At 55.1% G+C, this 25,974-nt stretch carries 21 protein-coding genes, 2 tRNA genes and 2 rRNA genes; 18 read left to right on the forward strand and 7 right to left on the reverse strand.

What is annotated here, in order from left to right; all coding sequences use genetic code 11:
• Positions 1 to 90: 90 nt before the first annotated feature.
• From LRS40_RS07560 to LRS40_RS07575, 4 genes are all read left to right on the forward strand, one after another.
• Positions 91 to 3,003: ribosomal RNA gene (locus LRS40_RS07560) — 23S ribosomal RNA — on the forward strand.
• A 92-nt stretch (positions 3,004 to 3,095) separates the two neighbouring features.
• Positions 3,096 to 3,211: ribosomal RNA gene (gene rrf, locus LRS40_RS07565) — 5S ribosomal RNA — on the forward strand.
• A gap of 55 nt (positions 3,212 to 3,266) precedes the next feature.
• A tRNA-Asp gene (locus tag LRS40_RS07570) sits at positions 3,267 to 3,343 on the forward strand.
• A gap of 50 nt (positions 3,344 to 3,393) precedes the next feature.
• Positions 3,394 to 3,469 (forward strand) — tRNA-Trp (locus LRS40_RS07575).
• Positions 3,470 to 3,569: 100 nt separating this feature from the next.
• Here the strand turns inward: LRS40_RS07575 and hdfR are convergent.
• Complete coding sequence (hdfR, locus tag LRS40_RS07580; RefSeq protein WP_142487544.1) at positions 3,570 to 4,391, reverse strand: HTH-type transcriptional regulator HdfR; 822 nt, start codon at positions 4,389 to 4,391, stop codon at positions 3,570 to 3,572.
• A 118-nt stretch (positions 4,392 to 4,509) separates the two neighbouring features.
• On the opposite strand from hdfR, the gene LRS40_RS07585 reads away from it, so the two are divergent.
• Positions 4,510 to 4,848, forward strand: a complete 339-nt coding sequence (locus LRS40_RS07585) for a DUF413 domain-containing protein (protein ID WP_142487543.1) — start codon at positions 4,510 to 4,512, stop codon at positions 4,846 to 4,848.
• Positions 4,849 to 4,873: 25 nt separating this feature from the next.
• On the opposite strand, the gene LRS40_RS07590 is transcribed toward LRS40_RS07585, so the two are convergent.
• Entirely contained in the window at positions 4,874 to 6,394 is a 1,521-nt protein-coding gene (locus tag LRS40_RS07590; protein WP_231313433.1) for a YifB family Mg chelatase-like AAA ATPase, read from the reverse strand.
• 343 nt (positions 6,395 to 6,737) lie between these two features.
• On the opposite strand from LRS40_RS07590, the gene ilvL reads away from it, so the two are divergent.
• The 7 genes from ilvL to ilvA all read left to right on the forward strand — a co-directional run bounded on the left by ilvL (position 6,738) and on the right by ilvA (position 13,293).
• A complete protein-coding gene (gene ilvL, locus LRS40_RS07595; RefSeq protein ID WP_023620831.1) occupies positions 6,738 to 6,836 on the forward strand; it encodes an ilv operon leader peptide in 99 nt (32 codons plus the stop codon).
• 86 nt (positions 6,837 to 6,922) lie between these two features.
• Entirely contained in the window at positions 6,923 to 6,973 is a 51-nt protein-coding gene (ilvX, locus tag LRS40_RS07600) for a peptide IlvX (RefSeq protein WP_197090613.1), read from the forward strand.
• Between the two features lie 2 nt (positions 6,974 to 6,975).
• Entirely contained in the window at positions 6,976 to 8,622 is a 1,647-nt protein-coding gene (ilvG, locus tag LRS40_RS07605) for an acetolactate synthase 2 catalytic subunit (RefSeq protein ID WP_231313434.1), read from the forward strand.
• Entirely contained in the window at positions 8,619 to 8,888 is a 270-nt protein-coding gene (gene ilvM / locus LRS40_RS07610) for an acetolactate synthase 2 small subunit (protein ID WP_032615208.1), read from the forward strand. Before ilvG ends, ilvM begins: the two co-directional genes overlap by 4 nt.
• Positions 8,889 to 8,905: 17 nt before the next feature.
• Positions 8,906 to 9,835, forward strand: coding sequence for a branched-chain-amino-acid transaminase (ilvE, locus tag LRS40_RS07615; protein WP_142487539.1), 930 nt, complete (start codon positions 8,906 to 8,908; stop codon positions 9,833 to 9,835).
• Positions 9,836 to 9,895: 60 nt separating this feature from the next.
• Positions 9,896 to 11,746 (forward strand): dihydroxy-acid dehydratase, encoded by a 1,851-nt coding sequence (gene ilvD / locus LRS40_RS07620; protein ID WP_142487538.1) that lies wholly within the window; start codon positions 9,896 to 9,898, stop codon positions 11,744 to 11,746.
• 2 nt (positions 11,747 to 11,748) lie between these two features.
• On the forward strand, positions 11,749 to 13,293 hold the full coding sequence (ilvA, locus tag LRS40_RS07625) for a threonine ammonia-lyase, biosynthetic (RefSeq protein ID WP_231313875.1): 1,545 nt from the start codon (positions 11,749 to 11,751) through the stop codon (positions 13,291 to 13,293).
• Between the two features lie 26 nt (positions 13,294 to 13,319).
• Here ilvA and ilvY read toward each other — a convergent pair whose 3' ends face one another.
• Positions 13,320 to 14,210, reverse strand: a complete 891-nt coding sequence (ilvY, locus tag LRS40_RS07630) for an HTH-type transcriptional activator IlvY (protein ID WP_142487537.1) — start codon at positions 14,208 to 14,210, stop codon at positions 13,320 to 13,322.
• A gap of 151 nt (positions 14,211 to 14,361) precedes the next feature.
• On the opposite strand from ilvY, the gene ilvC reads away from it, so the two are divergent.
• Entirely contained in the window at positions 14,362 to 15,837 is a 1,476-nt protein-coding gene (gene ilvC, locus LRS40_RS07635) for a ketol-acid reductoisomerase (RefSeq protein WP_032615195.1), read from the forward strand.
• Positions 15,838 to 15,927: 90 nt separating this feature from the next.
• Here the strand turns inward: ilvC and ppiC (LRS40_RS07640) are convergent, their stop codons facing one another.
• Together ppiC (LRS40_RS07640) and ppiC (LRS40_RS07645) are read right to left on the reverse strand one after the other, a co-directional pair.
• Positions 15,928 to 16,209, reverse strand: coding sequence for a peptidylprolyl isomerase PpiC (gene ppiC, locus LRS40_RS07640; RefSeq protein ID WP_032615193.1), 282 nt, complete (start codon positions 16,207 to 16,209; stop codon positions 15,928 to 15,930).
• Positions 16,210 to 16,258: 49 nt separating this feature from the next.
• On the reverse strand, positions 16,259 to 16,540 hold the full coding sequence (ppiC, locus tag LRS40_RS07645) for a peptidylprolyl isomerase PpiC (RefSeq protein ID WP_106995953.1): 282 nt from the start codon (positions 16,538 to 16,540) through the stop codon (positions 16,259 to 16,261).
• Positions 16,541 to 16,652: 112 nt separating this feature from the next.
• Between ppiC (LRS40_RS07645) and rep the strand changes: the two genes are divergently transcribed.
• Positions 16,653 to 18,674, forward strand: a complete 2,022-nt coding sequence (gene rep, locus LRS40_RS07650; RefSeq protein ID WP_231313435.1) for a DNA helicase Rep — start codon at positions 16,653 to 16,655, stop codon at positions 18,672 to 18,674.
• A 45-nt stretch (positions 18,675 to 18,719) separates the two neighbouring features.
• On the opposite strand, the gene gppA is transcribed toward rep, so the two are convergent.
• Positions 18,720 to 20,204: a guanosine-5'-triphosphate,3'-diphosphate diphosphatase gene (gene gppA, locus LRS40_RS07655; protein ID WP_231313436.1), complete on the reverse strand. Its 1,485-nt coding sequence runs from the start codon at positions 20,202 to 20,204 to the stop codon at positions 18,720 to 18,722.
• Positions 20,205 to 20,209: 5 nt separating this feature from the next.
• On the reverse strand, positions 20,210 to 21,475 hold the full coding sequence (gene rhlB, locus LRS40_RS07660) for an ATP-dependent RNA helicase RhlB (protein WP_142487534.1): 1,266 nt from the start codon (positions 21,473 to 21,475) through the stop codon (positions 20,210 to 20,212).
• Positions 21,476 to 21,619: 144 nt separating this feature from the next.
• Here rhlB and trxA point away from each other — a divergent pair, with 144 nt between their 5' ends.
• The 4 genes from trxA to wzzE all read left to right on the forward strand — a co-directional run bounded on the left by trxA (position 21,620) and on the right by wzzE (position 25,945).
• Entirely contained in the window at positions 21,620 to 21,949 is a 330-nt protein-coding gene (gene trxA / locus LRS40_RS07665; RefSeq protein ID WP_006179218.1) for a thioredoxin TrxA, read from the forward strand.
• A 336-nt stretch (positions 21,950 to 22,285) separates the two neighbouring features.
• On the forward strand, positions 22,286 to 23,545 hold the full coding sequence (gene rho, locus LRS40_RS07670) for a transcription termination factor Rho (RefSeq protein ID WP_001054528.1): 1,260 nt from the start codon (positions 22,286 to 22,288) through the stop codon (positions 23,543 to 23,545).
• 240 nt (positions 23,546 to 23,785) lie between these two features.
• Positions 23,786 to 24,886, forward strand: coding sequence for a UDP-N-acetylglucosamine--undecaprenyl-phosphate N-acetylglucosaminephosphotransferase (gene wecA, locus LRS40_RS07675; protein WP_142487533.1), 1,101 nt, complete (start codon positions 23,786 to 23,788; stop codon positions 24,884 to 24,886).
• A 12-nt stretch (positions 24,887 to 24,898) separates the two neighbouring features.
• Positions 24,899 to 25,945: an ECA polysaccharide chain length modulation protein gene (wzzE, locus tag LRS40_RS07680; RefSeq protein WP_142487532.1), complete on the forward strand. Its 1,047-nt coding sequence runs from the start codon at positions 24,899 to 24,901 to the stop codon at positions 25,943 to 25,945.
• Positions 25,946 to 25,974: the final 29 nt, after the last annotated feature.

The raw sequence follows: 25,974 nt of genomic DNA on the forward strand, positions 1-25,974 counted from the left end.
TCCGAAACAGGAACAGATAAGCGGTGTGTCAGAGTCTCTCAAATTTTCGCAAGTCGATGATGAATCGAAAGAAACATCTTCGGGTTGTGAGGTTAAGCGACCAAGCGTACACGGTGGATGCCTAGGCAGTCAGAGGCGATGAAGGACGTGCTAATCTGCGATAAGCGTCGGTAAGGTGATATGAACCGTTATAACCGACGATTTCCGAATGGGGAAACCCAGTGTGACTCGTCACACTATCGTTAAGTGAATACATAGCTTAACGAAGCGAACCAGGGGAACTGAAACATCTAAGTACCCTGAGGAAAAGAAATCAACCGAGATTCCCCCAGTAGCGGCGAGCGAACGGGGAGCAGCCCGGAGTCTGAATCAGCATGTGTGTCAGTGGAAGCGTCTGGAAAGTCGCAGGGTACAGGGTGATACTCCCGTACACGAAGATACACTTGCTGTGAACTCGAAGAGTAGGGCGGGACACGTGGTATCCTGTCTGAATATGGGGGGACCATCCTCCAAGGCTAAATACTCCTGACTGACCGATAGTGAACCAGTACCGTGAGGGAAAGGCGAAAAGAACCCCGGCGAGGGGAGTGAAAAAGAACCTGAAACCGTGTACGTACAAGCAGTGGGAGCACCCTTGTGGTGTGACTGCGTACCTTTTGTATAATGGGTCAGCGACTTATATTCTGTAGCAAGGTTAACCGTATAGGGGAGCCGAAGGGAAACCGAGTCTTAACTGGGCGTTAAGTTGCAGGGTATAGACCCGAAACCCGGTGATCTAGCCATGGGCAGGTTGAAGGTTGGGTAACACTAACTGGAGGACCGAACCGACTAATGTTGAAAAAAATTAGCGGATGACCTGTGGCTGGGGGTGAAAGGCCAATCAAACCGGGAGATAGCTGGTTCTCCCCGAAAGCTATTTAGGTAGCGCCTCGTGAATTCATCTCCGGGGGTAGAGCACTGTTTCGGCTAGGGGGCCATCCCGGCTTACCAACCCGATGCAAACTGCGAATACCGGAGAATGTTATCACGGGAGACACACGGCGGGTGCTAACGTCCGTCGTGAAGAGGGAAACAACCCAGACCGCCAGCTAAGGTCCCAAAGTCATGGTTAAGTGGGAAACGATGTGGGAAGGCACAGACAGCCAGGATGTTGGCTTAGAAGCAGCCATCATTTAAAGAAAGCGTAATAGCTCACTGGTCGAGTCGGCCTGCGCGGAAGATGTAACGGGGCTAAACCATGCACCGAAGCTGCGGCAGCGACACTATGTGTTGTTGGGTAGGGGAGCGTTCTGTAAGCCGTCGAAGGTGTGCTGTGAGGCATGCTGGAGGTATCAGAAGTGCGAATGCTGACATAAGTAACGATAAAGCGGGTGAAAAAAACCCGCTCGCCGGAAGACCAAGGGTTCCTGTCCAACGTTAATCGGGGCAGGGTGAGTCGACCCCTAAGGCGAGGCCGAAAGGCGTAGTCGATGGGAAACAGGTTAATATTCCTGTACTCGGTGTTACTGCGAAGGGGGACGGAGAAGGCTATGTTGGCCGGGCGACGGTTGTCCCGGTTTAAGCATGTAGGCGGAGGTTCCAGGTAAATCCGGAACCTTGTTAACGCTGAGGTGTGATGACGAGGCACTACGGTGCTGAAGCAACAAATGCCCTGCTTCCGGGAAAAGCCTCTAAGCATCAGGTAACATCAAATCGTACCCCCAAACCGACACAGGTGGTCAGGTAGAGAATACCAAGGCGCTTGAGAGAACTCGGGTGAAGGAACTAGGCAAAAATGGTGCCGTAACTTCGGGAGAAGGCACGCTGATGTGTAGGTGAAGCCCCTGCGGGTGGAGCTGAAATCAGTCGAAGATACCAGCTGGCTGCAACTGTTTATTAAAAAAACACAGCACTGTGCAAACACGAAAGTGGACGTATACGGTGTGACGCCTGCCCGGTGCCGGAAGGTTAATTGATGGGGTTAGCGGCAACGCGAAGCTCTTGATCGAAGCCCCGGTAAACGGCGGCCGTAACTATAACGGTCCTAAGGTAGCGAAATTCCTTGTCGGGTAAGTTCCGACCTGCACGAATGGCGTAATGATGGCCAGGCTGTCTCCACCCGAGACTCAGTGAAATTGAAATCGCTGTGAAGATGCAGTGTACCCGCGGCAAGACGGAAAGACCCCGTGAACCTTTACTATAGCTTGACACTGAACACTGGTCCTTGATGTGTAGGATAGGTGGGAGGCTTTGAAGCGTGGACGCCAGTCTGCGTGGAGCCATCCTTGAAATACCACCCTTTAATGGCTGGTGTTCTAACGTAGACCCGTAATCCGGGTTGCGGACAGTGTCTGGTGGGTAGTTTGACTGGGGCGGTCTCCTCCTAAAGAGTAACGGAGGAGCACGAAGGTTAGCTAATCCTGGTCGGACATCAGGAGGTTAGTGCAATGGCATAAGCTAGCTTGACTGCGAGAGTGACGGCTCGAGCAGGTGCGAAAGCAGGTCATAGTGATCCGGTGGTTCTGTATGGAAGGGCCATCGCTCAACGGATAAAAGGTACTCCGGGGATAACAGGCTGATACCGCCCAAGAGTTCATATCGACGGCGGTGTTTGGCACCTCGATGTCGGCTCATCACATCCTGGGGCTGAAGTAGGTCCCAAGGGTACGGCTGTTCGCCGTTTAAAGTGGTACGCGAGCTGGGTTTAGAACGTCGTGAGACAGTTCGGTCCCCTATCTGCCGTGGGCGCTGGAGAATTGAGGGGGCTGCTCCTAGTACGAGAGGACCGGAGTGGACGCATCACTGGTGTTCGGGTTGTCATGCCAATGGCACTGCCCGGTAGCTAAATGCGGAAGAGATAAGTGCTGAAAGCATCTAAGCACGAAACTTGCCCCGAGATGAGTTCTCCCTGAGCCTTTAAGGCTCCTAAAGGAACGTTGAAGACGACGACGTTGATAGGTCGGGTGTGTAAGCGCAGCGATGCGTTGAGCTAACCGATACTAATGAACCGTGAGGCTTAACCTTACAACGCCGAAGCTGTTTCGGCGGATTTGAGAGATTTTCAGCTGATACAGATTAGTCACTGCGCCTGCGGGCGGGGTGAACAACAGAATTTGCCTGGCGGCTGTAGCGCGGTGGTCCCACCTGACCCCATGCCGAACTCAGAAGTGAAACGCCGTAGCGCCGATGGTAGTGTGGGGTCTCCCCATGCGAGAGTAGGGAACTGCCAGGCATCAAATTACGTAGTGAACCGGGGCATTAAACCGGTGGTTACAGAAGTATTCGGTGGAGCGGTAGTTCAGTCGGTTAGAATACCTGCCTGTCACGCAGGGGGTCGCGGGTTCGAGTCCCGTCCGTTCCGCCACCTATTTAAACTAAGCCTGCTTTATTAGCAGGCTTAGTAGTAAGAAATTTAGGGGCGTAGCTCAGTTGGTAGAGCACCGGTCTCCAAAACCGGGTGTCGCGAGTTCGAGTCTCTCCGCCCCTGCCATATAAGAATCCTTTGCTTCGGCAAAGGATTTTTTTTGCCTGTCAGAAAGCAAATACCTTCCTCTCAGTCATCTTTGCGTTGCGTCCCTGCAACACTTCCCTTAATCCATCACATTGATTTTAAGCAGATCTTTAATTTGCCCTTGCTTGTCACTGTTCTGCAGCCAGATGGCGTACAGCGGCCTCTGAAGCAGGGCTGAATCCGTCACCGTATACAGGCCGGCTTTCTGACTGGCCCAGCGCTGTGGCAACCAGGTACAACCTTTTAGCGATGCGAGTTGCTGGCAGGCTATCTCGGCAGAACTGGTGGTCAGGACCGGAACATCATCAATGGCAATCAAACCCGTTTCATGCGGCTGGAAATCAGGCCCCCATTCCAGTCGCAGATAGTTCAGGTCGCTTTTCATGGCCGAAGGTTCAGCAGCATAAAGCGCCAGGGTGAACTGCCCGAGGATCTGGCTGCTAAATTCATCCATTTTCGGGGCTTCGGTGGTGATCAGCAGATCCAGCTGTCGTTCATGTAACTGCTTAACCAGAGACTGTCGCTGCGCAATGCGGGCCTCAAACTGCAGTTGTGCGTGAGAGCGGTATAAGCGACTAAGCCAGGGGCTGAGCATACACTCCCATAAAGAGGCGCTGGCACCGATAGAAAATTCATTATGCTTTGAGGTATGAGCAACTTCCTTACGCGCGGCCTGCCAGGTATTCATTAAAGTTTCTGCATAGGGCAGAAGCTTTTCACCGGCAGGCGTTAATCGAATGTTGTTGCGATGGCGGGTAAAAAGGTTCACTCCAAGCTGATTTTCAAGCTGACGAATACGAAAGCTCACCGCCGACTGCGTCAGATAAAGCGCTTCTGCGGCGCGCCCAAAGTGGCGAGTTCTGCTCACTTCGAGGAAAGTTTTTAGCAATTCCGTATCCACGGTTTTCTCCGCAAAATAATTTGTCGTTATGATTTAAATGTTTTGTTGGACGCTCTGTCAAGCGTAACTAATACTCCGCGCCATAAATAGCTCGGCCAAAGATATAGGAGCGTGTAGGATGGCGGAAAGCTTTACGACGACTAATCGTTTTTTCGACAATAAAAATTATCCACGCGGATTTTCTCGCCATGGTGATTTCACCATCAAAGAAGCACAACTGCTTGAGCGCCACGGTTATGCTTTCAATGAACTGGATTTAGGAAAACGCGAACCCTCCACTGAAGACGAAAAATCGTTTGTTGCCGTCTGCCGTGGCGAACGTGAGCCGGTAACGGAAGCGGAGCGCGTATGGATAAAGTATATGGCACGTATCAAACGTCCAAAGCGTTTCCACACCCTGTCTGGTGGTAAACCACAGATGGAAGGTGCGGAAGACTACACCGAATCAGACGATTAAGAATAAGGGGCTACGGCCCCTTTTTTTATTCCAGCATCTTTTGCAGGTGCATGAGTAAACGGTCAATAGCGCGATAGCTCAGGGCTTCCTGCAGGTGTCTGCGTTCTATCTTTTCACTTTCCCCCAGGTCAGCAATCGTACGGGCCACCTTTAGCAGCCGTTGCCAGGCACGTACCGACAGGCCGAATCGGGTGAGAGTCTCTTCCAGCCACAGGGCATCCTCTGCCATGAGGGGGCAAAACCTGCGGATCTCCGCATTATCCAGATGGGCATTAAGTTTATTCTGCCGCACCAGCTGACGCTCCTGCGCGGCGATCACTCTGTTTCGTACGGTGAGACTGGTCTCTCCTGCTCTGTGCGCCTGGCTTAGCAAACCTGGCGGCGGTAGCGGGATCTCAAGCGATAAATCGAAGCGATCGAGAAACGGGCCCGATAAGCGTCCCAGATAGCGAAGCGTCTGTTCGGGCGAACAGCGGTTATGGTTACCTTGATAATGACCCGTTGGGCTGGGATTCATGGCGGCGATAAGCTGGAAACGAGCCGGATAACTGATCTTTGCACGGGTACGGGAGATGTTAATCTGACCCGATTCGATAGGCTCACGTAAAGCATCCAGCACACGCCGTTCAAACTCGGGTAACTCATCCAGAAAGAGAATGCCGTTATGCGCCAGTGAGATCTCTCCCGGGGCGGGGATTGCACCCCCGCCTACCATGGCCACGAGCGAAGCGCTGTGGTGCGGTGCGCGAAAGGGACGTCGACGCCACTGCTTATACATCGATGTGGCGTTGACCAGACTGACGATTGCCGCACTCTCCAGCGCCTCATGGTTGCTGAGTGGCGGTAGCAGACCATTGAGCCGGCTCGCGAGCATGGTTTTGCCTGTGCCTGGTGGGCCAATCAGCAGCAGGTTGTGTGCGCCGGCTGCGGTGATCTCCAGCGCCCTTTTACCCTGCTCCTGGCCGATAATATCGCTGATATCCTGATCGCTGTTTTCTACTGCAAACGGCTCCTGAGCGGGCACAGCCAGCTCGTGGCGGCCCTCAAGAAAGGCGCACACTTCCTGCAGGTGCTCTGCCACCAGGCAGCCTTTTTGTTCGATAAGGCTGACTTCGGCAGCGTTATCCTTGGCAACGATAATCTCTCTGCCAGCATGAATGGCCGCCAGGGCACCAGATATTGCGCCAGGAACCCCTCTTAATGCGCCTGTGAGCGCCAGCTCACCCACAAACTCGTATGCGCTTAGTCTGGGAGAGGAGAGTTGCTCAGAGGCGGCGAGAAGCGCAATGGCGATAGGTAAATCATATCGTCCGCCTTCCTTGGGTAGATCGGCTGGCGCCAGGTTAATCGTGATCTTTTTGGCCGGAAAGGTATAACCGCTATTGATGATTGCGCTGCGTACCCGGTCTCTGGCTTCCTTGACGGTGGTTTCCGGCAAGCCAACTAGCGTTAAGCCCGGCAGGCCATTACTGAGGTGAACCTCAACGGAAATCAGCGGCGCTTTAACACCTAACGCAGCGCGGGTATAAACAACCGACAGTGACATAAAGAGCCTCCTTGAAGCGCCACTATGCCACTATGAGGTGCCGATTTTTATCGGCAAATCGCGTTTTTACGCGGCCGGTTCCTTAATATTTCCCCGAAATTGTAAGCTTTTCATCGCTATGGAAGGCCGCTCGCAAATAGCAATAAGCTTTCCTTCTCGGCTTTGGCTAAGCAACAAAAAAATGAAAATAATTCATTTTCTATTTTTCTCATAAAAAACAATGATTTTTATCTAAACTATTAGCGTAATAAGAAAGTGAATTATAAAAAAATGTTGTCTTCGTCTCGATATCTGTGATAACTCTTTAGGTATTCCTTCGAACAAGATGCAAAAAGAATAGAAAATGACAGCCCTTCTACTAGTGATTAGCCTGGTCGTGATTAGCGTGGTGGTGATTATTATCCCACCGTGCGGGGCTGCACTTGGACGAGGAAAGGCTTAATAATCAAGCCTTAACGAACTAAGACCCCCGCACCGAAAGGTCCGGGGGTTTTTTTATGACCTTAAAACATAAGCGAGGAGCAGACGATGAGTAATAGCATAAAATTCTGTTTCTCTCGATTTACGACGGGGAAGTAACTATGAATGGCGCACAGTGGGTAGTACATGCGTTGCGAGCGCAGGGAGTCGATACCATCTTCGGTTACCCGGGCGGCGCAATTATGCCGATTTACGATGCGTTGTATGACGGCGGCGTGGAACATCTGTTGTGCCGACACGAGCAGGGTGCGGCGATGGCGGCCATTGGCTATGCGCGTGCAACCGGGAAAACAGGCGTCTGCATGGCGACCTCCGGCCCGGGCGCAACTAACCTGATCACCGGCCTGGCTGATGCGCTGCTTGATTCCGTTCCCGTTGTGGCCATCACCGGCCAGGTTGCTTCTCCCTTCATCGGGACCGATGCTTTCCAGGAAGTGGACGTTCTCGGTTTGTCACTGGCTTGTACGAAACACAGCTTCCTCGTGCAATCTCTGGAAGAGCTGCCGCGCGTCATGGCGGAAGCCTTTGAGGTGGCAAACTCAGGCCGTCCTGGCCCGGTTCTGGTTGATATCCCAAAAGATATTCAGGTTGCGTTGGGCGATCTGGAGCCGCACTTCTCCACCGTTGAGAATGACGATGCATTCCCGTTTGCCGAAGTCAGCGAAGCCAGCCAGATGCTGGCCCACGCGCAAAAGCCGATGCTCTATGTCGGCGGCGGCGTGGGGATGGCGCAGGCGGTTCCGGCCCTGCGCGAATTTATCGCGGTCACCCAAATGCCAGCGACCTGCACGTTAAAAGGGCTGGGCGCGGTGGATGCCGACTACCCTTACTATCTTGGCATGCTGGGGATGCATGGCACCAAAGCCGCCAACCTTGCCGTGCAGGAGTGTGACCTGCTGATTGCCGTGGGCGCACGTTTTGACGATCGCGTAACCGGCAAGCTGAACACTTTCGCACCGAATGCCAAAGTCATTCATATGGATATCGACCCGGCAGAGATGAATAAGCTCCGCCAGGCGCACGTGGCCTTGCAGGGCGATCTCAATGCGCTGCTGCCCGCATTACAACAGCCCTTAACGATCGACGCGTGGCGTCAGCATGCAGCAGAGATGCGCCGCGAACATGACTGGCGTTACGATCATCCAGGTGAGGCGATCTATGCCCCGTTACTGTTGAAGCAACTTTCAGATCGTAAGCCTGCGGACAGCGTAGTGACTACCGACGTAGGTCAGCATCAGATGTGGTCAGCCCAGCACATGACCTACACGCGCCCGGAAAACTTCATCACCTCAAGCGGCTTAGGCACCATGGGCTTTGGCTTACCCGCTGCGGTGGGTGCCCAGGTCGCGCGCCCGGACGATACGGTTATCTGTATCTCCGGTGACGGCTCCTTCATGATGAACGTCCAGGAGCTGGGCACCATCAAGCGTAAGCAGCTGCCGGTGAAGATCGTGCTGCTGGATAACCAACGTTTAGGCATGGTGCGCCAGTGGCAGCAGCTCTTTTTCCAGGAGCGTTACAGCGAAACCACCCTGACCGATAACCCCGATTTCCTCGTTCTGGCCAGCGCCTTTGGCATCCCTGGCCAGCACATCACCCGTAAAGACCAGGTTGAAGCGGCACTTGATGAAATGCTGTCAAGCAAGGGGCCTTACCTGCTTCATGTCTCAATCGACGAGCTTGAGAATGTCTGGCCGTTGGTGCCGCCCGGCGCCAGTAACTCACAAATGCTGGAGAAATTATCATGATGCAACATCAGGTCGCCGTGCAGGCTCGCTTCAACCCGGAAACATTAGAACGTGTGTTGCGCGTGGTGCGCCATCGTGGTTTCCAGATATGTTCCATGAACATGGAAACCGCCACCGACGCGCAGAACATAAATATCGAATTGACCGTTGCCAGCCAGCGCCCCGTCGAATTACTGTTTAGCCAGTTGAGCAAACTGGTCGACGTCGCACGGGTCGATATCCAGCAGCGTGCCGCTACATCGCAAACACAACAAATTCGCGCCTGAGCGCAATAGGAAGAAAAATGACGACGAAAAAAGCTGATTTCATTTGGTCCAATGGTGAGATGATTCGCTGGGAGGACGCTAAAGTCCACGTGATGTCCCACGCGCTTCACTACGGTACGTCTGTTTTTGAAGGCATCCGTTGCTACGACTCTCACAAAGGACCAGTGGTGTTCCGCCATCGCGAACACATGCAGCGTCTGCGTGATTCAGCCAAAATTTATCGTTTCCCGGTTTCCCAGAGCGTTGACGAGCTGATGGAGGCTTGCCGCGCCGTTCTGCGCAAAAACAACCTGACCAGCGCCTATATCCGTCCTCTGGTATTTGTGGGCGATGTGGGGATGGGCGTTAACCCGCCAGCCGGTTACACCACCGATGTGATCATCGCCGCGTTCCCGTGGGGAGCCTACCTCGGCGCAGAAGCGCTGGAGCAGGGGATCGACGCGATGGTTTCCTCCTGGAACCGTGTGGCACCAAACACTATCCCGACCGCAGCCAAAGCGGGCGGTAACTACCTCTCCTCCCTGCTGGTTGGCAGCGAAGCACGTCGCCACGGCTATCAGGAAGGTATCGCTCTGGACGTGAATGGCTACATCTCCGAAGGCGCAGGTGAGAACCTGTTTGAAGTGAAAGATGGCATTCTGTTCACCCCGCCATTCACCTCTTCAGCTCTGCCGGGCATCACCCGTGACGCCATCATCAAGCTGGCGCAGGATCTGGGTATCGAAGTGCGCGAGCAGGTACTGTCCCGCGAATCTCTGTATCTGGCCGATGAGGTATTTATGTCCGGTACCGCAGCAGAAATTACGCCGGTACGCAGCGTTGACGGCATCCAGGTGGGCGAAGGCCGCCGTGGTCCGGTTACCAAACGTATCCAGGAAGCATTCTTTGGCCTCTTTACCGGTGAAACCGAAGATAAATGGGGTTGGTTGGATCAGGTTAATCAATAAGCATAATTATGGGACGGCACGCACCGTCCCATTTACCAGATAGACGGGAGTAAATAACGCATGCCTAAGTACCGTTCCGCCACCACCACTCACGGCCGCAACATGGCGGGTGCCCGCGCGCTGTGGCGCGCCACCGGAATGACCGACGCCGACTTCGGGAAACCGATTATCGCCGTGGTCAACTCTTTTACTCAGTTTGTACCGGGCCACGTGCACCTGCGCGATCTCGGGAAGCTGGTTGCCGAGCAGATTGAAGCCTCCGGCGGCGTGGCGAAAGAGTTCAACACCATCGCCGTGGATGACGGGATCGCGATGGGGCACGGGGGCATGCTTTATTCACTGCCGTCGCGCGAACTGATTGCCGACTCGGTGGAGTACATGGTTAACGCCCACTGTGCCGATGCGATGGTCTGCATCTCCAACTGCGACAAAATCACCCCGGGGATGCTGATGGCCTCCCTGCGCCTGAACATTCCGGTGATCTTCGTCTCCGGCGGTCCAATGGAAGCGGGTAAAACCAAGCTTTCCGATAAAATCATCAAGCTCGACCTGGTCGACGCGATGATTCAGGGCGCCGACCCGAAAGTCTCCGACGAGCAGAGCGAGCAGGTTGAACGTTCCGCCTGTCCGACCTGCGGCTCCTGTTCCGGTATGTTCACCGCCAACTCAATGAACTGTCTGACCGAAGCGCTGGGCCTGTCCCAGCCGGGTAACGGTTCGCTGCTGGCGACCCACGCCGATCGTAAAGAGCTGTTCCTTAACGCCGGTAAGCGCATCGTTGAACTGACCAAACGCTACTACGAGCAGGACGATGCCAGCGCGCTGCCGCGCAATATCGCCAGCAAAGCGGCGTTTGAAAACGCCATGACGCTGGATATCGCCATGGGCGGTTCCACCAACACCGTTCTGCACCTGCTGGCCGCCGCCCAGGAAGCAGAGATTGATTTCACCATGACGGACATCGACCAGCTGTCCCGTAAAGTGCCGCAGCTGTGTAAGGTTGCGCCGAGCACGCAGAAATACCACATGGAAGACGTTCACCGTGCCGGTGGCGTACTGGGTATTCTTGGCGAGCTGGATCGCGCCGGGCTGATGAACCGTGACGTGAAAAACGTGCTGGGTCTGACGCTGCCGCAAACGCTGGATCAATACGATGTAATGCTGACCAAAGACGAATCAGTGAAAAAAATGTTCCGCGCCGGTCCGGCAGGGATCCGCACCACGCAGGCCTTCTCGCAGGATTGTCGCTGGGACACCCTGGATGACGATCGCGCGGAAGGCTGTATCCGTTCCCTGGAAAACGCCTACAGCAAAGATGGTGGTCTGGCCGTGCTGTACGGCAACTTCGCGGAAAACGGCTGTATCGTTAAAACCGCGGGCGTGGACGACAGCATCCTGAAATTCACCGGTCCAGCAAAGGTGTACGAAAGTCAGGACGATGCGGTAGAAGCAATCCTCGGCGGTAAAGTGGTGGCTGGCGACGTGGTGGTAATCCGCTACGAAGGGCCGAAAGGCGGGCCGGGGATGCAGGAGATGCTCTACCCGACCACCTTCCTGAAATCCATGGGCCTCGGTAAAGCCTGTGCGCTGATCACCGATGGTCGTTTCTCCGGCGGCACATCAGGCCTCTCTATCGGCCACGTTTCACCGGAAGCGGCCAGCGGCGGCAACATCGCGATTATCGAAGATGGCGATCTGATCGAAATCGACATTCCGAATCGCGGCATTCAGCTGCAGCTGAGCCCTCAGGAGATCGCTGCCCGCCGTGAAGCACAGGACGCGCGTGGGGATAAAGCCTGGACGCCGAAAGATCGTCAGCGCGAAGTCTCCTTTGCCCTGCGCGCCTACGCCACCCTTGCCACCAGTGCGGATAAAGGCGCGGTGCGCGATAAATCCAAGCTTGGGGGCTAATGATGGCCGAATCCCAACCCTTATCGTCTGCCCCTGAGGGGGCAGAATATCTCCGGGCGGTGCTGCGTGCGCCGGTCTATGAAGCGGTGCAGGTCACGCCGCTGCAAAAAATGGACAAGCTGTCCTCGCGGCTGGATAACGTTATTCTGGTGAAGCGCGAAGACCGCCAGCCAGTGCACAGCTTCAAGCTGCGCGGCGCCTACGCGATGATGGCCGGGCTGACCGACGAGCAAAAAGCGCGGGGCGTGATCACGGCGTCTGCGGGCAACCATGCCCAGGGCGTGGCGTTCTCTGCCGCGCGACTGGGGCTGAAAGCCCTGATTGTCATGCCTGTGGCAACCGCAGATATTAAAGTCGATGCGGTGCGGGGTTTTGGCGGCGAAGTGCTGCTCCATGGTGCCAATTTTGACGAAGCGAAAGCCAAAGCCATCGATCTGGCGCAGCAGCAGGGCTTCACCTGGGTGCCGCCGTTCGATCACCCGATGGTGATTGCCGGCCAGGGCACCCTGGCGCTGGAGTTGTTGCAGCAGGATGCCCATCTCGACCGCGTGTTTGTCCCGGTTGGCGGCGGCGGGTTAGCTGCGGGCGTGGCGGTGCTGATCAAACAGCTGATGCCGCAGATCAAAGTCATCGCCGTTGAAGCCGAGGATTCTGCCTGCCTGAAGGCGGCGCTGGATGCTGGTCATCCGGTGGACTTACCGCGCGTCGGGCTGTTTGCCGAAGGCGTAGCGGTGAAACGCATCGGGGATGAAACCTTCCGCGTCTGCCAGGAGTATCTCGACGACATCATCACCGTCGACAGCGATGCGATCTGCGCGGCGATGAAGGATCTGTTCGAGGATGTGCGCGCGGTGGCGGAACCGTCCGGCGCGCTGGCGCTGGCGGGCATGAAAAAATACATCGCCCAGCACAACATTCGCGGCGAACGTCTGGCTCACGTGCTTTCTGGTGCGAACGTCAACTTCCACGGTCTGCGTTACGTTTCCGAGCGTTGCGAGCTGGGTGAGCAGCGTGAAGCGTTGTTAGCGGTGACGATTCCGGAAGAGAAGGGCAGCTTCCTTAAGTTCTGTCAGCTGCTTGGCGGTCGCTCGGTGACGGAGTTTAACTACCGTTTCGCCGATGCTAAAGATGCCTGCATTTTTGTCGGCGTGCGTCTGAGCCGCGGGGTGGAAGAGCGTAAAGAGATCCTCAACCTGTTGCACCAGGGTGGCTACAGCGTGGTGGATCTCTCCGACGACGAGATGGCGAAACTGCACGTGCGCTACATGGTGGGCGGGCGTCCGTCGAAGCCGTTACAGGAACGCCTGTTCAGCTTCGAGTTCCCGGAGTCACCTGGCGCATTGCTTAAGTTCCTGCATACCCTGGGTACGCACTGGAACATCTCCCTGTTCCACTACCGCAGCCATGGCACCGACTACGGCCGCGTGCTGGCGGCATTCGAACTGGGCGAGCACGAGCCGGATTTCGAAACGCGGCTGAACGAGCTGGGTTATGACTGTCATGACGAGACCCACAACCCGGCGTTCCGTTTCTTCCTGGCAGGTTAAGTGAATCGTAGGCCGGGTTAGCGCAGCTAATGATTCGGCAATAAATTCCAGAACGCATCAATAAGCGGCTCATGCAGCCGCTTTTTTTGTGCACAGACGCCAAGCTCAAACGGCGTTTTCTCGTCGCTGCGCTCCAGAATCATTACGCGATTGCGCACCGGTTCCGGGCTGTTCTCCAGCACCACTTCCGGCAGCAGCGCCACGCCGCAGCCGAGCGCCACCATCGAGACCATCGCCTCGTGGCCGCCGACCGTGGCGTAAATCGAGGGATTACTGATTTTCTGCCGACGGAACCACAGCTCGATGCGGCGGCGCACCGGACCCTGATCGGCCATGATAAAGGGCACCGTTGACCAGTCCGGTTTTTCCACCGAGACCTGATTACGCACCGGGCAGGGCAGGGCCGGGGCGATCAGCACCACTGCCAGATTTTCCAGCATCGAAAACGCCACTGCGCCTGGCAGGGTTTCCGGCTTACCGGCAATCGCCAGATCCGCTTCTCCCGTCACCACCTTCTCCATCGCGTCAGCGGCATCACCGGTAGTGAGTTTGATCTCAACCGAAGGATGTTCTGCGCGGAAGCGATCGAGGATGGGCGGCAGATGGCTATAGGCGGCGGTCACCGAACAGAAGATATGGAGTTCACCGGAAAGCGACGGCCCCTGCTGGTCGATGGTGTGGCGCAGCTGCTGGTACTGCAGCAAGGTTTGCTGCGCAAACGTACGCAACTCTTCTCCGGCTTCGGTGAGCGTCACCGTGCGGTTATCGCGTACAAACAGGGGCTGGCCGAGGTCCTCCTCCAGGCGCTGGATCTGACGCGAAAGCGTGGAGGGGCTGACGTGCATCGCCCGCGCGCTGCGGCCAAAATGACGGCTTTCCGCCAGATGCAGGAACATTTTCAGATCGCGTAAATCCACCGATTCCACTCCAGGGTTTTATATTGCAGAAATTGCAACGTGACGTTGTGAATATATCAATTTCCGCAATAAATTTCCTGTTGTAATGTGGGTACATTCTCGCTGAAACGCGAACCGAACAATAAGACACACAACATCACGAGGTATCACCATGGCTAACTACTTCAACACACTGAATCTGCGCCAGCAACTGGCTCAGCTGGGCAAATGCCGCTTTATGGCGCGCGATGAATTTGCCGATGGCGCAAGCTATCTTCAGGGTAAAAAAGTGGTCATTGTCGGCTGCGGCGCTCAGGGTCTGAACCAGGGCCTGAACATGCGTGATTCCGGTCTGGATATCTCCTACGCCCTGCGTAAAGAAGCCATCGCTGAGAAGCGTGCATCCTGGCGTAAAGCGACCGAAAACGGCTTCAAAGTTGGTACCTACGAAGAGCTGATCCCGCAGGCGGATCTGGTAGTTAACCTGACGCCGGACAAACAGCACTCTGACGTTGTGCGTTCCGTGCAGCCGCTGATGAAAGACGGTGCGGCGCTGGGTTACTCCCACGGCTTCAACATTGTTGAAGTGGGCGAGCAGATCCGTAAAGACATCACCGTTGTGATGGTGGCACCGAAGTGCCCGGGTACCGAAGTACGTGAAGAGTACAAACGTGGTTTCGGCGTGCCGACGCTGATCGCGGTTCACCCGGAAAACGATCCGAAAGGCGAAGGCATGGCGATTGCCAAAGCATGGGCGGCGGCCACCGGCGGTCACCGTGCAGGCGTTCTGGAATCCTCTTTCGTTGCGGAAGTGAAATCTGACCTGATGGGTGAGCAGACTATCCTGTGCGGTATGCTGCAGGCCGGTTCTCTCCTGTGCTTTGACAAGCTGGTGGAAGAGGGCACCGACCCGGCATACGCAGAAAAACTGATTCAGTTTGGCTGGGAAACCATCACCGAAGCGCTGAAGCAGGGCGGTATCACCCTGATGATGGACCGTCTGTCTAACCCGGCGAAACTCCGTGCATTCGCGCTGTCCGAGCAGCTGAAAACCATCATGGCGCCGCTGTTCCAGAAACACATGGACGACATCATCTCCGGTGAGTTCTCTTCCGGCATGATGGCTGACTGGGCAAACGACGACAAAAATCTGCTGACCTGGCGTGAAGAGACCGGTAAAACCGCGTTCGAAACCGCCGCGCAGTTCGATGGCAAAATCAGCGAGCAGGAGTACTTCGACAAAGGCGTTCTGATGATTGCAATGGTGAAAGCGGGCGTTGAGCTGGCCTTCGAAACCATGGTGGATTCCGGCATCATCGAAGAGTCTGCGTACTACGAATCACTGCACGAGCTGCCGCTGATCGCGAACACCATCGCCCGTAAGCGTCTGTATGAGATGAACGTGGTGATCTCTGATACCGCAGAGTACGGCAACTACCTGTTCTCTTACGCATGCGTACCGCTGCTGAAAGAGTTCATGACCACTCTGCAGACCGGCGACCTGGGTAAAGCCATTACCGAAGGCGCGGTAGATAATGCCCAGCTGCGTGACGTGAACGAAGCGATTCGCAGCCACGAGATCGAGAAAGTGGGTCAGAAGCTGCGTGGCTACATGACCGATATGAAACGTATCGCCGTAGCGGGTTAAGTAAATTATCGGGTGGCGGCTACGCCTTACCCGACCTGGAAAAGCGCAAAATCGTAGGCCCGGTAAGCGTTAGCGCCACCGGGCTTTTTATTAGTTGCGGTACAGCACCTTAATGATGTGGTAACCGAACTGGGTGTGCAGCGGGCCGGTTGGTTCCAGCACCGGGCAGGAGAACACCACTTTATCGAACGCCGGAACCATCTGGCCCTGACGGAATTCACCCAGGTGGCCGCCTTTTTTACCGGATGGGCAGGTGGAGTGCTTTTTCGCCAGCTTTTCGAAGTCGCCGCCGTTCTTGATCTGCTCCAGAAGCTCCAGAGCCAGTTTCTCTTCTTTTACCAGGATGTGCATTGCTGCCGCTGTTTTCGCCATGATCGTGCCTTGAAGGGTTGAGTAAAATCGGGGCGCAATATACCACGCGTTAGCTGCGGTACAGCACCTTAATGATATGGTAGCCAAATTTGGTTTTCACCGGGCCGTAAGGCTTCAGCAACGGGCAACTGAAGACCGCCTGATCGAAGGGTCCCACCATCGCACCCTGCTTAAATTCACCTAAATCGCCGCCGTTACGCCCGGAAGGGCATTTCGAGTAGCGCTTTGCCAGATGATCGAAGCTAATGCCGCGCTCCAGTTTGGCGAGGATCTCCTGCGCCAGCTTCTCTTCCTTTACCAGAATGTGCAGGGCTGCTGCGGTCTTTTTCATGGTTCTGTTCCCGGGGTTCATCGCGTTTTCTTCACTTTATCATTAGCCGGTAAATCTGCGCCCGGCTTTCTGCTACAATCCCCACCCCGTTCGAAGATTGAGCAATATTCCCATGCGTTTAAACCCTGGACAACAACAAGCGGTCGAATTCGTAACTGGACCATGCCTGGTGCTGGCAGGGGCCGGTTCCGGTAAAACCCGCGTGATAACCAACAAAATCGCCCATCTGATCCGCGGCTGCGGCTATCAGGCACGCCATATCGCGGCGGTAACCTTTACCAATAAAGCGGCGCGCGAGATGAAAGAGCGTGTCGGGCAGACGTTAGGGCGTAAAGAGGCCCGCGGCCTGATGATCTCCACCTTCCATACCCTGGGGCTGGATATCATTAAGCGCGAATACGCGGCACTGGGCATGAAGTCAAACTTCTCCCTATTCGACGACACCGATCAGGTGGCGCTGCTGAAAGAGTTGACCGAAGGGCTGATCGAAGACGACAAAACGGTGCTGCAGCAGTTGATCTCTACGATCTCTAACTGGAAAAACGATCTGATGGACCCTGCCCAGGCCGCTGCAAGCGCCAAAGGGGAGCGGGATCGGATCTTCGCCCACTGCTACAGCCTGTACAACGATCATCTCAAAGCCTGTAACGTGCTCGATTTCGATGACCTGATCCTGCTGCCGACGCTGCTGCTGCAGCGTAATGAAGAGGTGCGAGAGCGCTGGCAGAACAAGATCCGCTATCTGCTGGTGGATGAATACCAGGACACTAACACCAGCCAGTACGAGCTGGTGAAACTGCTGGTAGGGCAGCGGGCGCGTTTTACCGTCGTGGGTGATGACGACCAGTCGATCTACTCCTGGCGCGGCGCTCGTCCGCAAAACCTGGTCCTGCTGAGCAAAGACTTCCCGGCGCTGCAGGTGATCAAGCTGGAGCAGAACTACCGCTCCTCCGGGCGTATACTGAAGGCGGCCAACATCCTGATCGCCAATAACCCGCACGTGTTTGAAAAGCGCCTCTTCTCCGAGCTGGGCTATGGCACCGAGCTCAAGGTGTTGAGCGCCAATAACGAAGATCACGAAGCCGAACGCGTGGCGGGGGAGCTGATTGCCCATCACTTCGTGAATAAGACCGACTACAAAGATTACGCCATTCTCTATCGCGGGAATCACCAGTCGCGCGTCTTTGAAAAGATGCTGATGCAGAACCGTATCCCGTACAAAATTTCCGGCGGCACCTCGTTCTTCTCGCGCCCGGAAATCAAGGATCTGCTCGCCTACCTGCGCGTGCTGACCAACCCGGATGATGACAGTGCTTTCCTGCGGATCGTGAATACGCCGAAGCGGGAGATTGGGCCGGCGACGCTGCAAAAACTGGGTGAGTGGGCAATGACCCGCAATAAGAGCCTGCTGACAGCCAGCTTCGATATGGGCCTGAGCCAGAGCTTAACCGGGCGTAGCTATGAATCGCTGACCCGCTTTACCCACTGGCTGCGCGAGATCCAGCTGCTGAGCGAGCGGGAGCCGATCGCGGCGGTGCGCGATCTGATCCGCGGCATCGACTATGAATCCTGGCTGTATGAAACCTCCGCCAGCCCGAAAGCGGCAGAGATGCGGATGAAGAACGTTAACCAGCTCTTTAGCTGGATGACCGAGATGCTGGAAGGTTCCGATATCGACGAGCCGATGACCCTGACCCAGGTCGTCACCCGCTTTACCCTGCGCGACATGATGGAGCGCGGAGAAAGCGAAGAAGAGGCGGATCAGGTGCAGCTCATGACCCTGCACGCCTCGAAAGGGCTGGAATTCCCCTATGTCTATCTGGTGGGCATGGAAGAGGGCATCCTGCCGCATCAGAGCAGCATCGATGAAGATAACGTCGATGAAGAGCGCCGCCTGGCCTATGTGGGCATCACGCGGGCACAGAAAGAACTGACCTTTACGCTCTGTAAAGAGCGCCGTCAGTACGGGGAGCTGGTGCGTCCGGAGCCGAGCCGCTTCCTGCTGGAATTACCGCAGGATGATGTGCTCTGGGAGCAGGAACGTAAAGTGATTACCGCCGAAGAACGGATGCATAAAGGGCAGGCCAGTATCGCCAATATTCGCGCGATGATGGAGAAGGCAAAAAACCGCTAGTGTGAGGGCCCGGTAGGCGTCGCGCCGCCGGGCGTTTAATCGGGGTTATTGTGCTTCAAGTACCCAGTGCACATAACTCTGCCACTGACACTCCTGCACCAGCATTTCTGCTCCCAGCGGATGGCTATCCAGCCACTTTTCCGGCAAATTCAACATCAGCTTTTCGCCTTCCGCCATCAACGTCATGGCGGGCAGCAAATCGTCGCGCCGACGGCTGGCAAAGAGGATCGCCAGACGCAGCAGGCGGCAGAGATGCTCCGCCACGCGCGGCGGCACCGCATTTTGCTGGTGGAGTGAAGAGAGATCGACGGGGTTGGTCTGGTTCAATAGCAGCGTGGCCAGCAGCTTTTTCTGCGCCGGGGTATAACCGGGCAGATCGAGATTGCGTACCAGATAGGCGGCATGCAGCGGTGCCTGTTTGAAATCGACGCTCAGGCCGATCTCATGCAGCTGACAGGCACTCACCAGCAGCTCGCGGCTGACAGGCTCAAGATGCCACTCGCTTTCAACCTGATCGAGGAAACTGACCGCCAGGTTCGCGACCCGATGCGCCTGTTCGATATCCACCATAAACCGGCGCTGAATATTGCGCAGCGTATGGTTGCGAATGTCCTGATCGACGGCCAGATGCAGCATGCCGTAGACCAGCCCTTCCCGTAGCGCACCGCCCGCAAGGGTCATGCACTGAATATTCAGTTCGGTGAAAATGGCAATCAGGATCGCCAGCCCGCTTGGGAACACCAGGGCACGCTCAAGGGTCAGCCCTTCAATTTCGAGCTCTTCCAGACGACCACAGTGGATTGCGCGCTGCTTTAACTGCTGCAGTTTCGCCAGCGTAATACGCTCATCCATCCCCTGCGCCATCATGATTTCCTGCAGCGCCTGGACGGTGCCGGACGCGCCAACGCAGACCTTCCAGCCGTGATAACGCAGCTCATCCGCCACCGGACGCAGTACCTCGCGGGCGGCTTTTTCAGCGTCATCGAAGTTCTCTTGCGCCAGATTGCGATCGGTAAAGTAGCGTTCAAGCCAGGTGACACAGCCCATCGACAGGCTGTTCAGGGAGGTTGCCTGCGCACCGATACCGGTGACCAGCTCAGTGCTTGCACCGCCGATATCCACCACCAGACGACGTTCATCGCCGCCTGTGGTATGCGCCACGCCCTGATAAATCAGACGGGCTTCTTCTTCACCGCTAATCACCTGTACCGGGCAGCCGAGGATCGCCTGCGCGGTAGCAATAAACTCCCCGGCATTCACCGCCAGACGCAGGGTTGCGGTGGCGACAACACGGATTTGCTGGGGGGGAATATCCTGCAGGCGTTCGGCAAAGAGACGCAGGCATTGCCAGCCGCGCTCCATGGCTTCAGGAGAGAGATGATTATCCGCACTCAGGCCCGCCGCGAGACGGACCTTGCGCTTAATACGCGTCAGCGTCTGTATACTTCCCGCCACCTCGCGTACAACCAGCATATGAAAACTATTCGAACCTAAATCAATAGCTGCATAGAGCGAGGTGGACCGGAGCATAGTTTTTAGCCTGAACGACGACGATTACGCGGGGCGCTGTTACGGCGCGGGCCATTGCCGGAACGGGCGCGGGTCAGGCGCTTCGCAGGTGGCAGTTCGCTTAACAGCGCTTCCGGGTTGTATTTACTCTGCGGAATTGAGTGGCCGATATAGGTCTCAATCGCCGGCAGGTTCAGCGCATACTCTTCGCAGGCAAGGCTGATGGAGTGACCGCTGGCGCCCGCACGACCGGTACGGCCGATACGGTGAACGTAATCTTCGCAATCGTCCGGCAAATCGTAGTTAAAGACATGGGTGACCGCCGGGATATGCAGACCACGTGCGGCCACGTCCGTTGCCACCAGAATATCCAGATCGCCACGAGTGAAATCCTCGAGAATGCGCAGTCGTTTTTTCTGCGCCACATCACCGGTCAACAGACCTACACGATGCCCATCCGCAGCCAGATGGCCCCAGATATCTTCACAGCGGTGTTTGGTGTTAGCGAATACGATGGCGCGATCCGGCCACTCTTCTTCAATCAGCGTTTGCAGTAAACGCATTTTTTCTTCGTTAGACGGGTAGAAGAGCTCTTCTTTAATACGGTGGCCGGTTTTCTGTTCCGGCTCCACTTCGACGTATTCAGCGTTGTTCATCTGTTCGAACGCCAGCTCACGGACGCGATAAGACAGCGTAGCTGAGAACAGCATGTTCAGGCGCTGGTTAGCGGCAGGCATACGACGGAACAGCCAGCGGATATCTTTAATAAAGCCCAGATCGTACATACGATCGGCTTCATCCAGAACCACAACCTGGATAGCGCCGAGGTTAATGTGGTTCTGTTTTGCATAATCGATCAGACGGCCAGTGGTGCCAATCAGAATATCGACGCCGCTTTCCAGCACTTTCAGCTGTTTGTCGTAACCGTCACCGCCGTAGGCCAGGCCGAGCTTCAGACCGGTGGCCTGTGCCAGCGGTTCTGCGTCAGCGTGGATCTGTACCGCCAGTTCTCGCGTCGGGGCCATGATCAGCGCGCGCGGCTGGTTAACTTTGCGGTCAGCAATTGCCGGGTGAGTCAGTAAATAATGAAACGTTGACGTTAAAAACGCCATCGTTTTGCCGGTACCGGTTTGCGCCTGCCCTGCAACATCGCGACCTGCCAGCGTTAGCGGGAGGGCGAGAGCCTGAATGGGCGTGCAGTTATGAAACCCTTTATTTTCAAGGGCTTCGATCACTTTTGGGTGCAGGGCGAAGTCGGAAAACTTCTGTTCTGTTAAATGTGTTTTGCTCATAGTGTGGTAGAATATCAGCTATCTATTGCTTTACGAAAGCGTATCCGGTGAAATAAAGTCAACCTTTAGTTGGTTAATGCTACATCAACAGGTCGTTGATGGAAGCGAGATCAACGCACCAGGCTTATTCCTGTGGAGTTATATATGAGCGATAAAATTATTCACCTGACTGACGACAGTTTTGACACGGACGTACTTAAAGCTGACGGGCTGATCCTCGTCGATTTCTGGGCTGAATGGTGTGGTCCTTGCAAAATGATCGCCCCGATTCTGGATGAGATCGCTGACGAATATCAGGGCAAACTGACCGTAGCGAAACTGAACATCGACCAGAACCCGGGCACCGCACCTAAGTATGGCATTCGTGGTATCCCAACCCTGCTGCTGTTCAAAAACGGTGAAGTTGCGGCGACCAAAGTGGGCGCGCTGTCCAAAGGTCAACTGAAAGAGTTCCTGGACGCCAACCTGGCGTAAGGTTCTCGGCTGTGCGTCCAGGGTTTCTAAATTGTTTGGATCTCTGGACGCCCGGCTAGAGTCGTGCTAAGTTAGCTATGACTTCGTTTTAAACATACCTTGTTGTTTGAATCTTGTTTTACCCGATACTTCCCGCTGTTGACATAAACAGTGCGTGAAGTGGATAGATTCCGGGCTTGTCACTCAATCCGTCTTGTCGTTTCAGTTCTGTGCTTTCCCTGTGACCAGACAGCGAACAGACATGAGTTGATGGCCGCTAACAGGCATGGATGACCCTGCCATACCATTCACAAATTAAGTTCGAGTATCACCCCGAGTTTAAGAACCCACACCATTATGAATCTTACCGAATTAAAGAATACGCCGGTTTCTGAGCTGATCACTCTCGGCGAAAATATGGGACTGGAAAACCAGGCTCGTATGCGCAAGCAGGACATCATTTTTGCCATCCTGAAGCAGCACGCAAAGAGTGGCGAAGATATCTTTGGCGACGGTGTGCTGGAGATATTGCAGGACGGATTTGGTTTCCTCCGCTCTGCAGACAGCTCCTACCTCGCCGGTCCTGATGATATCTACGTTTCCCCCAGCCAAATCCGCCGTTTCAACCTCCGCACTGGTGACACCATTTCAGGTAAGATTCGTCCTCCTAAAGAGGGTGAACGCTACTTTGCGCTGTTGAAAGTTAACGAAGTTAACTACGACAAACCAGAAAACTCGCGCAATAAGATCCTGTTTGAAAACTTAACGCCGCTGCACGCGAACTCTCGCCTGCGCATGGAGCGTGGTAACGGTTCTACCGAAGACTTAACCGCTCGCGTTCTGGATCTGGCGTCTCCGATTGGTCGTGGCCAGCGTGGTCTGATTGTGGCACCGCCGAAAGCCGGTAAAACCATGCTGCTGCAGAACATCGCCCAGAGCATCGCATACAACCACCCAGACTGCGTGCTGATGGTGCTGCTGATTGACGAACGTCCGGAAGAAGTGACCGAGATGCAGCGTCTGGTGAAAGGTGAGGTTGTAGCCTCTACCTTCGACGAACCGGCATCCCGTCACGTTCAGGTTGCGGAAATGGTTATCGAGAAGGCGAAGCGTCTGGTTGAGCATAAAAAAGACGTTATCATCCTCCTCGACTCCATCACCCGTCTGGCGCGTGCCTACAACACCGTGGTTCCGGCTTCCGGTAAAGTACTGACCGGTGGTGTGGATGCTAACGCCCTGCACCGTCCGAAGCGTTTCTTCGGTGCTGCGCGTAATGTGGAAGAGGGCGGAAGCCTGACCATCATCGCAACCGCGCTGATCGACACCGGTTCGAAGATGGATGAAGTTATTTACGAAGAGTTTAAAGGTACAGGCAACATGGAACTGCACCTCTCTCGTAAAATCGCTGAAAAGCGCGTCTTCCCGGCTATCGACTACAACCGTTCCGGTACCCGTAAAGAAGAGCTGCTCACCACTCAGGAAGAGCTGCAGAAAATGTGGATCCTGCGTAAAATTATCCATCCAATGGGTGAAATCGACGCGATGGAGTTCCTCATTAACAAACTGGCGATGACCAAAACTAACGACGATTTCTTCGATATGATGAAGCGCTCGTAAAGCAAATAAAGCGCCGAAACGCCACGTTTTTACGTGGCGTTTTTCTTTTGTGGCTTATACGCTGTAACTGTGCGCTGTCCAATTATCCTGCCGGAGACGAAAATGGGAATGTTCGTCAAAGCAGAAAAGTAATTGTCTGAAAAATAAACAAAGGGACTTGGGTGAGGCCTGCTTTTTCCTTCTGGAGCCGAGCCTTCAAGGTTATACTTCCGGGATTAACATTTGTTGAGAGTATCCATAGTGAATCTACTCACCGCGGTGACTGAGCTAATCAGTATTTTTCTTTTCACCACCTGCTTTTTATTTCTCGCCCGCAAGGCGGCGAAGAGAGTGGGTCTGGTGGATAAGCCCAATTATCGTAAACGCCATCAAGGCTTGATTCCGCTGGTTGGCGGAATCTCTGTTTATGCGGGCATCTGTTTCACCTTCAGTATTGCGGATTACTATATCCCGCATGCGGCGCTCTATCTGGCGTGTGCCGGCGTGCTGGTACTGGTGGGGGCGCTGGACGACAGGTTCGATATTAGCGTGAAATTCCGCGCTGCGGTTCAGGCGGCCATCGGCGTCATCATGATGGTGGTTGGGAAACTCTACCTCAGCAGCCTTGGCTATATTTTCGGCACCTGGGAGATGGTGCTGGGGCCGTTCGGCTACTTCCTGACGCTGTTTGCCGTGTGGGCGGCGATTAACGCCTTTAACATGGTGGACGGCATCGACGGCCTGCTGGGGGGGCTCTCCAGCGTTTCGTTCGCCGCAATCGGCATCATCCTGTGGTTCGACGGTCAGTACAGCCTGTCGATGTGGTGTTTTGCGATGATTGCCGCCATTCTGCCATATATCCTCCTTAACCTTGGCGTGCTGGGCCGTCGCTACAAAGTCTTTATGGGCGATGCCGGGAGTACGCTGATTGGTTTTACCGTTATCTGGATCCTGCTGGAAACCACTCAGGGGAATACCCACCCAATCAGTCCGGTGACGGCCCTGTGGATTATTGCTATTCCGCTGATGGATATGGTGGCGATTATGTATCGCCGTCTGCGCAAAGGGATGAGCCCGTTCTCGCCAGATCGTCAACATATTCACCATCTGATTATGCGCGCCGGCTTCACCTCGCGTCAGGCGTTTGTCTTAATCACCCTCGCCGCTGCGCTGCTGGCCGGCATTGGTGTCGCCGCAGAATATGCACATTTCATCCCTGAATGGGTAATGTTGGTATTGTTCTTGCTAGCATTTTTCCTGTACGGCTATTGTATTAAGCGGGCATGGAAAGTGGCGCGATTTATTAAACGCGTGAAACGCCGTATGCGTCGAAATGGCAATAACCCAACTTTAACCAAGTAAATCGGGACTGTAATGACTCAACCGTTGGCGGGAGCAAAATCAGTGGTAACTGAGAATGAGCTGGATGTTCGTGGCTTGTTCCGCGTGTTGTGGGCGGGCAAGTTTTGGATCGCAGGTATTGCGCTGGGCTTTGCACTTATCGCACTGGCGTATACCTTTTTCGCCCGACAGGAGTGGAGCGCGACGGCCATTACCGATCGTCCGACGGTGAACATGCTCGGGGGCTTCTACTCTCAGCAACAGTTTCTGCGTAACCTGGATGTGAAAGCGAATCCAGCCTCCGCCGAGCAGCCCTCGGTGATGGACGAGTCCTACAAAGAGTTCATTATGCAGCTCGCCTCCTGGGATACGCGCCGTGATTTCTGGAACCAGACCGACTATTTCAAACAGCGGATGGTGGGCAACAGCAAGGCGGATGCCGCCCTGCTGGACGAACTGATCAACAATATTCAGTTCATGGCGGGCGACCCGCTGCGCAACATTAACGACAGCGTCAAACTGATCGCGGAAACCGCGCCGGATGCCAACAATCTGCTGCGTCAGTATGTCGCTTTCGCCAGCCAGCGAGCGGCAAGTCATCTGAATGATGAGCTGAAAGGGGCCTGGGCAGCGCGTACCGTGCAGATGAAAGCGCAGGTCAAACGTCAGGAAGAGGTGGCGAAAGCGATCTTTAATCGCCGGGTTCATAATATTGAGCAAGCGCTGAAGATTGCGGAGAAGAGCAATATCTCCCGCAGCGAAACCGACGTGCCGGCCGACGAACTGCCAGATTCTGAAATGTTCCTGCTGGGCCGCCCAATGCTGCAGGCGCGCCTGGAAAACCTGCAGGCCGTAGGTCCGGATGTTGACCTCGACTACGATCAAAACCGCGCCATGCTCACAACCCTCAACGTAGGTCCGACACTGGACCCACGTTTTCAGACCTATCGTTATTTGCGAACACCTGAAGAACCTGTAAAACGCGATAGTCCACGTCGCGCATTCCTGATGATTATGTGGGGGATTGTGGGTGCTTTAATTGGCGCAGGCGTGGCATTAACCCGTCGTCGCAAAATTTAAGAACGCCATCTACGATGAAGGCTTATGGC

Origin of the sequence: Leclercia sp. G3L (genome assembly GCF_021117075.1) — a bacterium.
In the GTDB taxonomy this organism is placed as follows: domain Bacteria; phylum Pseudomonadota; class Gammaproteobacteria; order Enterobacterales; family Enterobacteriaceae; genus Enterobacter; species Enterobacter adecarboxylatus_C.